Origin of the sequence: Peterkaempfera griseoplana, from assembly GCF_001418575.1 — a bacterium.
Taxonomy (GTDB): domain Bacteria; phylum Actinomycetota; class Actinomycetes; order Streptomycetales; family Streptomycetaceae; genus Peterkaempfera; species Peterkaempfera griseoplana.
In genome coordinates, this window is record NZ_LIQR01000489.1 from 1 (window position 1) to 10,433 (window position 10,433).

Here is a 10,433-nt window from a genome sequence, read left to right on the forward strand (position 1 = left end):
ACCGCCCCTCGTCATGGTCCGTCCGCCGCGCCCCTGGGGCCGTGGCGGACGGGCCGGGCGCCTCGAGGAACCGCCCCCGCGTCATCACAGTATGTGCCCGGTCCATGCCCTGTTGTCATCGGTCGGCCGGCACCTTCTGGCGGAGCCGGTGGCGATTTCTCTTGGGCAGGGGCCGCGGTGGGGCTGGGTGGCGGGTTCCCGGGGCGTCCGCGGGGCCGGGCTCAGTGCTCGTCGCGGGGGCCGGGGAGGACGTGCTCGATGTCCGGGTGGACGGTGAGCAACGACCGCATCGCCGCCTCCGCGGCGGTGCCGTCGCCGGTGCCGAGAGCGTCCAGCAGCCTGACGTGGAGGACGACCGAGGGCTCGGAGGGGCGTTCACAGGCAGTGGCGGGACCACCGCTGACCTGCAGGGCGGAGGCGACGATGCCGGAGAGGTGCTCCAGCATCCGGTTGCCGGCGAGCTGCAGGACCAGGGCGTGGAACTCGGCGTCGGCACGGGCGAAGGTGACCGGATCGGCCTGGGCCGCGGAGTGGCCCATGATCTCCGTCATGTCGACCAGCCGCTGCTGGACGTCGTCACGGCCATGGCCCGCGGCGAGCCGCGCGGCCAGCGGCTCGATGGCCCAGCGCAGTTCGAAGAGCTCACGGCGCTGGTCGTCACGCTGGGGGCCGAAGGCCCGCCACTCGATGATGTCGGGGTCCAGCAGGTTCCAGTCGCTCACCGGGCGGACCCGGGTGCCCACGTTGGGACGGGCACTGACCAGGCCCTTGGCCTCCAGGACCCGCAGCGACTCCCGCACGACGGTGCGAGAGACCTCGAAGCGCTGACCGATCTCCTCGGGCACCAGGGGCCGGTCGGCACCGAGGTCCCCGGAGACGATCATCTGACCGAGCTGCTGGACCAGCTGCCCGTGCAGTCCGCGGCCGCGGCTGCTGGTCGTCTTGCGGCCGATTCTGGCGAGATCGCCCTCGGCTCCCTCCCAGCGGGGGCCTGGAGTGACCGGCCTCTCGGACATGGCGTAGCGGTCCAGCTCACCGGGGGCCGGGACACCCGGCTCGGTGGAGCGGTTGGCGTTCATGGTGGGGTGCGCAAGGGTACTCACAGGTCCTTTGTCGGCTATGCCCAGCGATGACTTGAGAGCTTTCGTGAAAAGCACACGAAAGGGTGATCGCCCATCAGTCGACAATTGACTTTCTATCAGCATCAAAGGGCTATTCCCGACATAAGCCTCATAGAATCGCCAATCACATTGTCCTGCGCGGCAGTTGGACGGCGACCCAGGTGGCGAGGAGCACTCCGGCCACCCCCGTCAAGGCCAGCGGACCCAGCGCCGCGGCACCTCCCGGCATCCTTGGCCAGGCTCCCCCGCGGTGCAGCAGTCCGGCCGCCGGGGCCGTGACGACCGCGGGCAGCAACGCCAGCAGCGGCAGCACCAGCGTCCCGCCCACCGCGCCGCGGAGCAGTCCCGCCGCAGGTACACAGGCGCAGGCCGCGACCACGGTCATCACCAGCGGCCGCCACAGCGCGGCCACAGGCTCAGGACCCCGTCCGGACCGGAAGCCGTCGATGCCCGGTGCCGCCGGGCCGCCGGCACCGGGCAGGACGAACTCCAGCACCAGGGCGTCCACCAGCACGGTCACCACCAGCAGGGCCGCCGCCAACGCCGCGATCACCAGCAGCTTCGCCCCGAGCAGCCGCAGGCGCCGCCGCAGGGGCACCAGGCAGGCGCTCAGGGCGGGATACCTCAGCTCATGACCGTAGGAGAGGGCGCCGAGCAGACCGGCACCGAAGGCTGCGAGCGGCAACGGCAGGATCGGCGGCACCGCACTGAGCCGGTGGGCCGCCTGGGCCGGGGAGAGCGGAGCCGTCCCCATGTGATGACGTGCCGTCATGACGGTGAGCGCCGCGGCGGCCGCCACGGTGACCGGCAGGACGAGCCAGGTGGAACGCAGACCGGCCAGCCGCCGGGCCTCGTAGACCAGGGTGCGCACAGGTCACTCGCTCCAGGGGGTGAGGGCAGCCGACGGCTCGGGCCGGGACGGAGAGGGCATCGGGTCGGTCGCGCCGGGGCAGGGCGGGTCCGGCACACGGGCGAGTCCGCGGTCGGCATGCAGGGGGGCGACCACGGTGGCCGCCACCGCCGCCCCCGGGCGCAGCACCACCACGGTCTCCTCGGGGTCGGCCGGGAGCGCCACTCTCGGCCGGTGGACGGCGTCGCTCGCCAGAACGGGCAGCTGGGGAGCGGGTTGCTCGGCGATCCGGTCCGCGAGCTCATGGAGCAGGATCCCGTGGCGGTAGGCGATCTCACCGATCTCGCTGCGGGCCAGGCCGCTCACCGCGATGCCGGTGCCGTCCTCACGGCGTACCTCGGCCCCGTGCTCCAGCAGCAGGTCGGCCAGGCGCCCGGCCTGCGGACCGCGGACGGTGACCTCGGGCCGCAGCCGGTCACGGACGAACTCCCCCACGGGCTGGTCGGCCACCGTCCGGCCGCGGTCCAGGGTGATCACCCGGTCTCCGAGGGCGGCGGCCTCGGCCGGGTCGCTGCAGGTGACCAGGACCGTGCCGCCGGAGGCTGCAAAGGCCCGCAGAAAGGCGCGGAACCACAGGGTGTCGTGCGGGGACAGGCCCTCGGTGGGGCCGTCCAGCAGCAGGATCTCCGGGTCGCCGAGCAGTGCGGCGGCCAGGGCGAGACGGCGCTCCGCACCCGGGGAGAGCGTCCGCAGCCGGTGGCGGGACACCGCCGTCAGCCGGGTCTGCTCCAGCAGCTGGTCGGCCCGCCGGGCAGGGACTCCAGCCGCCGCCGCAAGCATCCTCAGATGCCCCAGGGCCCGCCGCCGGGGATGGCCGACCGGCCGGCGGTGCTGCAGCACCACGCCGACCCGCCGCTCGGGACGGTGCAGGCCGCGGAAGGGGCGGCCGCCGAAGAGTGCGGTGCCGCGCCCGTCCTCCAGACCCAGCAGCAGCCTGACCGCGGTGGACTTGCCTGCGCCGCCGGGGCCCAGCAGCACGGTCACTTGGCCGGGAGGGGCATCGAAGGTCAGGTCGATCAGGGCGGGGGACCTTCCGCGCCGGTAGGTCTTGGTCAGTCCGGTGGCCTGGATCATCGGCGGCTCCACATCGTGCACCCGGGCCCGCCCCCGCTCCGCCGGGCCGGCCCGCGGCGGCCTCGGTAGGCCCGGCCAGCACGATAGAACGGCCTGGGTGCCTTCCCGGGCATTGCCGGGGCCGAGCTGGGCACCCGTGAGCGGGGGTCACCTGATCGGGCGACAGATACCGGCGCACAGCCCGTCCTGACCGCCTGCGGCCCGGCTTCTCCCCGCCTGCCTCCCGGCCTCTCCGGCCGCCTCCCGGCTCCTCCCCGTGCGTGCCCGCGTCCGCGGGAAGGGCGACCTGTGCGGGTCCGCCGGAACGGCGACCTGTGCGGGTCCGCCGCCCCGAGCCTGCCTAGGGCTCGGGCCGCAGCATGGGCGGGTTGAGCACGGTGGCACCGCCGGCCCTGAAGAGCTGGGCCGGGCGCCCACCCTGACGGGTCGTCGTCCCGCCGGCCGGAACCAGGAAGCCCGGCGTCCCGGTGACCTTGCGGTGGAAGTTGCGCGGATCCAGGGCCACACCCCACACCGACTCATAGACCCGCCGCAGCTCACCCACGGTGAACTCGGCCGGGCAGAAGGCCGTGGCCAGCGAGGAGTACTCAATCTTGGAGCGGGCGCGCTCGACACCGTCGGCCAGGATCGCCGCATGGTCGAAGGCCAGCGGCACGCCTTCCTCTCCGCCGGGGCCGAGCAGTTCGCCGACCGGCGCCCAGCGGGCGCTTCGCGCGTCCCCTCCGGGGCGCGGGGCCGGCAGGTCGGGGGCGAGGGCGAGATGGGCGACGCTCACCACACGCATCCGCGGGTCGCGCTGGGGATGCCCATAGGTGGCCAGCTGCTCCAGGTGGGCTCCGGCGGCGACGGAGTTCTGCCCGGGTGTGGTGTGGGCGCGCAGCCCGGTCTCCTCGGCCAGCTCGCGGGCGGCCGCCTCGGCCAGCCCCTCGTCCGGGCGGACGAATCCGCCGGGCAGCGCCCAGTACCCCTGGAACGGCGGCTCGCCCCGGCGGACCACGAGTGCGCACAGGGCATGCTCCCGCACGGTGAGCACCACAAGGTCGACCGTGACGGCGAACGGGGGGAAGGCCGACGGATCGTAACGCGACATGAGCCGATCCTAGTCGTCTCCCTGACGATAAAAAGCGGAACCGACCTCTCGGCCCTCCCGCCGCACTCCCCCGACGGCTTCGCGGGATACCGTTCCCAGCAGCAGCCTGACCAGGGTGTTCCCCGCGGGACCAGGATGCCCCGCCCTACCGCTTCACACCCGCTCCGAGGAGTCCCATGACCGTCATCCGGCAGCCCGGAGTCGTCTCGACCGACCATCTCGTCCAGGTACCGCTGGATCATGCCGAGCCGGGCGGTGAGCAGATCGAGGTCTATGCGCGCGAGGTGGTGGCCGCCGGCCGGGAACGCGAGGATCTGCCGTGGCTGCTCTTTCTGCAGGGCGGTCCCGGGGGCAAGGCGAACCGGCCGCTGGGCCGCGACAGCTGGCTGGTGCGAGCGCTGGACGACTATCGGGTATTGCTGCTCGACCAGCGCGGGACCGGGCGCTCCACCCCCGCCAACCGGCAGACGCTGCCGCTGCGGGGCGACGCCCGGGAGCAGGCCCGCTATCTGGAGCACTTCCGCGCGGACTCGATCGTCCGTGACGCGGAGGTGCTGCGCCGCCGGCTGCTGGGCGAGGAGGGCAGCTGGACCCTGCTGGGTCAGAGCTTCGGCGGCTTCTGCACACTGAGCTATCTGTCGCTTGCGCCGCAGGGCCTCCGGGCGGCACTGGTCACCGGCGGGCTCGCGGGGTTGCGCAGCAGCGCGGAGTCGGTCTACCGGGCCGCCTATCCCCGGGTCGCCGCCAAGAACCGGGAGCACTACCAGCGCTACCCCGAGGATGTGGCGGCGGTACGGCGGATCGCCGACCATCTGCGGTCCGCCCCGGCCAGGCTGCCGGGCGGCGGGCTGCTCACCGTGGAGGCGTTCCAGTCGCTGGGCATGCTGCTGGGCACCGGGACCGGCTCGCACACCCTGCACTACCTGCTGGAGGAGGCCTGGGTGGGCGGCGTCTCCGGCCCCGAGCTGTCGGACGTCTTCCTGGCGGGGGTGCACGGGCATCTCTCCTTCGCGGGCAACCCGCTGTATGCGGTGCTGCACGAGTCGATCTACGGGCAGGTTTCCGTCGATCCGGCCGGCACCCGCTGGGCCGCGCAGCGGGTACGGGCTGAGTTCCCTGAGTTCGACGCAGGCGGGGCGCTGGACGGGGAGGCCCCGGTGTTCTTCACCGGCGAGATGATCTATCCCTGGATGTTCGACACCGATCCCGCCCTTCGGCCACTGAAGGAGACGGCGGGACTGCTCGCCGAGCGCGGGGAGTGGCCGGACCTCTACGACCCGACGCAGCTGGCGGTCAACGAGGTGCCGGTGACGGCCGCCGTCTATCACGGGGACATGTACGTGGACACCGCGGACTCGCTGGCGACCGCGGAGGCCGTGCGCGGGGTGCGTACCTGGGTGACCAACACCTGGGAGCACGACGGCCTGCGGGTGAGCGGTGGCCGGGTGCTGGACAGGCTGATCCGGATGGCGCGCGGCGAGGTGTGAGAGCGAGCCGGCCCCCTCCCGTGCGGCCGGACTGCGCCCATGGCTTCCGCCGCCTCACCGGGCTCCGGCTGCGGGGCGGCCACCGCCTGTTCTGCCCTGGCGCCTGAGGGACCGCGACCGCGCCGGTCCACCTGCGGAGACGTCGCCGGACGCCAGCCGCCGGACGCGCTCCTCTCGCACGGTCTCCAGCAGGCGGCGCGGGTCGAGCCCGCCGTTCAGCGAGTCGTAGAGCAGCCGGGCGAGGGTGTAGTCCGGGTCGGCCTCCAGCGCCCGGGAGAGCGCCACCCGGGTGGTCGGGGTGTCGTCGGACAGCCAGGCCGTCCAGGCCAGGAGGGTCAACGGCGCGGCGGCATGGTCGTCGTAGGGGTGGACGCAGCGGCGGGCGAGGAATCGCCACAGCCGCTGTGCCGCGGCCAGGTCACCGGGTTCGGCGAACTCGGCGGCGCGGTCCCGGGCGCGCTTGTCCTGGAGGCCCAGCACCAGCCGTGCCGCATGCTCGTCGGCCAGCTGCTCGGCTCCGGCCCGGAAGCGCTCCATGGCGTCGTCCAGCAGGGCCCCGGTGCGCTCCAGGATCCGCTCGCCGGCATCCGGCCGGGCCAGTCGGCGGGCCAGCCCGGCGAGCACCCTCTCGAAGGCCTCCCGCTGGGCCCCGGCCGCCGGCGGGCCGACGGCCTCCATGGTGGCGCCGATCTCCTTGCGGCTGCCGCGCACCGCCAGCCCTGCGTAGGTCGCGGCCGCGGCGACCGGCCCGGCGTCACCGGCGTCGCGGACGGGTGTGCCCGCCGGATCGCAGCACCCCGGCCGTTCGCAGGCGTAGGACCACCAGTGGCCGTCCGAGACGCACAGGGACTCCCTGACGTCCAGCCGCCGGGCGCGGAACTCGGCGGCGAGCCGCTCCGCCAGCGGGCGCAGCCGGTCGGCGACCGCGCGGCCGGTCTCCCCGGGCCCGGGATCACGGCACAGGTAGAGGACCACCGCGGCGGGCGTGGTGTCGCGCTGCTCCGACAACCGGACCAGCAGGCGGGCGGTCTCGGCTGCGGCCGGCCCCCAGTGGGGCTCGTCGGGGATGTCCAGCCGCACGGTGCCGCCCTGGTGCAGGTCGGGGCCCTGCAGTCCCAGTGCCACGATGCTGTCGTCGGGATGGAAACCGAGCAGGTACGGCAGCATCTCGGCCATGTCGGCGGGGCCGCGCATCTTGACGGTCGGCAGGTCGGAGGGGCGGGCATCGGGCTTGGCGGTGCGGTCGTCGTTCATGCCGAGGATGGTCCGCAAGTCCGGACCGGCCCGCAGGGCAGCCGCCTTCCCTGTGGACGACACGCCTTCTGTGGACAACCCCGTCACTCCTTGGAGTGAGGCGAGGGGACCCGACCACCTTGCCGGAACGATTCTCCACAGGGTGTCCGCGGTGCATTGGCCCGATGTCGGCAGGGCGAGGTTGGATGGATGCATGGAACAGCACCCGACACCCCCCGACGCCGACCGGAACCACGCCGCCCAGTCGCCCACGGGCGGATCCGCCGTCGACCGTGCCGCCGTCCGCGCCCGCGCCGACGAGGTGCTGGGCCTGCTGGCCGGCGACCGGGCACGGCTGCGGGAGGACCAGTGGCGGGCCATCGAGGCCCTGGTGGTGGACCGCAGGCGGGCCCTGGTGGTCCAGCGCACCGGCTGGGGGAAGTCGGCGGTGTACTTCGTGGCGACGGCACTGCTGCGGGAACGCGGCTCGGGCCCCACGGTGATCGTCTCCCCGCTGCTCGCCCTGATGCGCAACCAGATCGCCTCCGCCGCCCGGGCCGGTATCCGCGCCCGCACCATCAACTCCGCGAACATCGACGAGTGGGACGCGGTCCAGGCCGAGGTGGCGTCCGGCGAGGTCGACGTCCTGCTGGTCAGCCCGGAGCGGCTGAACAACCCCGACTTCCGCGACCAGGTGCTGCCCAAACTCGCCGCCTCCACCGGGCTGCTGGTGGTGGACGAGGCCCACTGCATCTCGGACTGGGGCCATGACTTCCGCCCCGACTACCGCCGGCTGCGCACCATGCTCGCCGAGCTGACCCCGGGCGTGCCGGTACTCGCCACCACCGCCACGGCCAACGCCCGTGTCACCCGCGACGTGGCCGAACAGCTGGGCACCGGCACGGGCGGCGCCGCGGGCGGCGGCCCGGCCGACGGCGCCCTGGTGCTGCGCGGCCCGCTGGAGCGGGAGAGCCTCGCCCTGGGCGTACTGCAGCTGCCCGATCCCGCGCACCGGCTGGCCTGGCTGGCGGACCACCTGGACGAGCTCCCCGGCTCCGGCATCGTCTACACCCTCACCGTGGCCGCCGCCGAGGAGGTCACCGCCTTCCTGCGACAGCGCGGCCACACGGTCGCCTCCTACTCCGGCCGCACCGAGGACGCCGAGCGGCGGGCCGCCGAGACCGATCTGCTGGAGAACCGGGTCAAGGCACTGGTCGCCACCTCGGCGCTGGGGATGGGCTTCGACAAGCCCGACCTGGGTTTCGTGGTGCATCTCGGCTCCCCCAACTCCCCCATCGCCTACTACCAGCAGGTCGGACGGGCCGGCCGCGGAGTGGACCGCGCCGAGGCACTGCTGCTGCCGGGCCGGGAGGACGAGGCCATCTGGCGCTACTTCGCCTCGCTGGCCTTCCCCGCGGAGGAGCAGGTCCGGCGCACCATCGAGGTACTGGCCGAGGCCGACCGGCCACTGTCCACGGCCGCCCTGGAGGCACGCGTCGACCTGCGCCGCACCCGGCTGGAGACGATGCTCAAGGTGCTGGACGTGGACGGCGCGGTACGCCGGGTCCGCGGCGGCTGGACGGCCACCGGCCGGAGCTGGGCGTACGACGCGGAACGCTACGCGAGGGTCGCGGCCGCCCGGGAGAGCGAGCAGCAGGCGATGCGCGAGTACGCGGCCGCCGAGGGCTGCCGGATGGAGTTCCTGCGCCGGAGACTCGACGACGAGGAGGCCAGGCCCTGCGGCCGTTGCGACGGCTGCGCGGGCCCACGGCACGGCAGCGAGGTCTCCCGGGAGGCCCTGGAGGCGGCTCGTGCGGCACTCGGGCGCCCAGGGGTCGAGATGGAGCCCCGACGGATGTGGCCCACCGGCATGGAGGCCGTCGGCATCGGCCTCAAGGGCCGGATCGCCCCCGCGGAGCAGGCCGCCCCCGGCCGGGCGCTCGGTCGGCTCTCCGACATCGGCTGGGGCACCCGGCTGAGGGCGATGCTGGCGCCGGGAGCGCCGGACGGACCGGTGCCCCCGGAGGTGGTCGACGCTCTGGTGACCGTGCTCGCCGACTGGTCCCGCGGCCCGGGAGGGTGGGCGGCCCCGGCCGGCGGCGGTGAGGCCGTGCAGCGGCCGGTGGGCGTGGTGACCATGGCCTCGGCGACGCGCCCCGAGCTGGTGGCGAGCCTGGGCGCCCGGATCGCCGCGATCGGACGGCTTCCGCTGCTCGGACGGGTCGAGTACGGGCCCGCCGGCCCGCCGCGCGGGGCCCGCAGCAACAGCGCCCAACGGCTGCGCGCCCTGCACGAGGCCTTCGTCCTGCCCCAGGAGCTGGCCGACGCGCTGGCGTCCTGCGAGGGCCCGGTGCTGCTGGTGGACGATCTGGTCGACACCGGCTGGACGGTCACCGTCGTCGCCAGGATGCTGCGCCGCGCCGGCGCCAGGGGGGTGCTGCCGCTGGCCCTGGCCGTCCAGGCGTAGCGACCGCCGAGAAAGGTCCGCCGCTCCGGCATATCCCCTGGATCCCCGGTGGAATATATCCGGCACATCGTGGTCTAACGGGCAGCCCCTGCGATTACAGCATTGCCGCTCGAGCCGGTGGGACGGGAGAATTGGCGAGCGTCCCCCGACACCGGCCCCAAGGGCCCCGCTCTCGGCGTGCGCACGCGCCCGCAGACGGCGAGAGCACCCGGAAGGAGGATCGTGATCAACGGAACCGACCGCGGTCTCACGCCCTCCCTCATGAACCGCACCATGGATCTGGAGGCCTGGGGCGCCTCCCAGATCCCGCTGCTGCGCGACCCCCGGTCCTTCGTCGCAGATCTGCACCGACTGCATCTGCCTCCGCCGGGCACGGCCGTGGTCGGTGTCCTGGACCCCCTGCACCGGCTGGTCGGCTCGGCGTCCTTCACCCCCCGGCCCAGCAGCAGCGACGGATGGCAGCGCCGCAACGCGATCCTCGTCCACCTGCGCCGCGTGGTGCCGCACGACCTGCGCCGCGCCCGCCCCTCACGCACCGCGGTGCTGCTGGTCAGCCGCGCCGGAGATCCCGGCTGGACGCCGGAGGACGGGGCCTGGATGTGGGGCCTGCGGGACGCGGCCGCGCTGCACGGGCTGCGCTGCGGCTCCTACCTCACGCTGACCCCGCAGGGCTGGCAGGTGCTCGGTGACGGCCGCAGCGGCCGCAGCCCCCACGCGGGCTCCTGGGCGTACGGCTCGCCGCCACTCGGCGGCACACCGGCGGGCGCCGAGGGGGAGTCCGGCTGGGCCCGCGGCCCGGTCGAGCCACTGCGGCGGACCGCAGCCCGCTGAGCCCCGGGGGCCGGGGCGGCCGCGGAGCGCCGGGGACCGGCCGCCCCGAGCGGGATCACCGGCCCCGGGAGCACCTGGCGCCCACCGGCCACGGAAGCAGGCTCCACCGCCACCGGGGAACGCAGGCCCCTCAGCCGCAGAAACCGTCCGCAGCCCAGCCGCCACCACGGAGCACCAGCCGCCGCGGAGGACGCCCGCCGCCGCGGAGCGCCGGGGACCG

8 protein-coding genes are annotated in these 10,433 nt (G+C 74.4%); 3 read left to right on the plus strand and 5 right to left on the minus strand.

The genetic code is table 11. The features are described 5' to 3' along the window. Nucleotides 1-221: 221 nt before the first annotated feature. The 4 genes from AOK09_RS30705 to AOK09_RS30720 form a co-directional block, all read right to left on the minus strand. Complete coding sequence (locus tag AOK09_RS30705) at nucleotides 222-1,157, minus strand: FadR/GntR family transcriptional regulator (RefSeq protein WP_055590503.1); 936 nt, start codon at nucleotides 1,155-1,157, stop codon at nucleotides 222-224. An 88-nt stretch (nucleotides 1,158-1,245) separates the two neighbouring features. Further along, nucleotides 1,246-1,992, minus strand: coding sequence for a hypothetical protein (locus AOK09_RS30710; protein ID WP_055590504.1), 747 nt, complete (start codon nucleotides 1,990-1,992; stop codon nucleotides 1,246-1,248). Nucleotides 1,993-1,995: 3 nt separating this feature from the next. Then, entirely contained in the window at nucleotides 1,996-3,105 is a 1,110-nt protein-coding gene (locus AOK09_RS30715; protein ID WP_055590505.1) for an ATP-binding cassette domain-containing protein, read from the minus strand. A 340-nt stretch (nucleotides 3,106-3,445) separates the two neighbouring features. After that, on the minus strand, nucleotides 3,446-4,195 hold the full coding sequence (locus AOK09_RS30720; protein WP_055590506.1) for an NUDIX hydrolase: 750 nt from the start codon (nucleotides 4,193-4,195) through the stop codon (nucleotides 3,446-3,448). Between the two features lie 176 nt (nucleotides 4,196-4,371). On the opposite strand from AOK09_RS30720, the gene AOK09_RS30725 reads away from it, so the two are divergent. Next, complete coding sequence (locus tag AOK09_RS30725; protein ID WP_055590507.1) at nucleotides 4,372-5,682, plus strand: alpha/beta fold hydrolase; 1,311 nt, start codon at nucleotides 4,372-4,374, stop codon at nucleotides 5,680-5,682. A 54-nt stretch (nucleotides 5,683-5,736) separates the two neighbouring features. Here the strand turns inward: AOK09_RS30725 and AOK09_RS30730 are convergent, their stop codons facing one another. Further along, nucleotides 5,737-6,936, minus strand: a complete 1,200-nt coding sequence (locus AOK09_RS30730) for a DUF4192 domain-containing protein (RefSeq protein WP_063796123.1) — start codon at nucleotides 6,934-6,936, stop codon at nucleotides 5,737-5,739. A gap of 193 nt (nucleotides 6,937-7,129) precedes the next feature. On the opposite strand from AOK09_RS30730, the gene AOK09_RS30735 reads away from it, so the two are divergent. After that, complete coding sequence (locus AOK09_RS30735) at nucleotides 7,130-9,382, plus strand: RecQ family ATP-dependent DNA helicase (protein WP_079063566.1); 2,253 nt, start codon at nucleotides 7,130-7,132, stop codon at nucleotides 9,380-9,382. Between the two features lie 261 nt (nucleotides 9,383-9,643). Next, nucleotides 9,644-10,213, plus strand: coding sequence for a hypothetical protein (locus AOK09_RS30740; RefSeq protein ID WP_245687562.1), 570 nt, complete (start codon nucleotides 9,644-9,646; stop codon nucleotides 10,211-10,213). Nucleotides 10,214-10,433 lie beyond the last annotated feature (220 nt).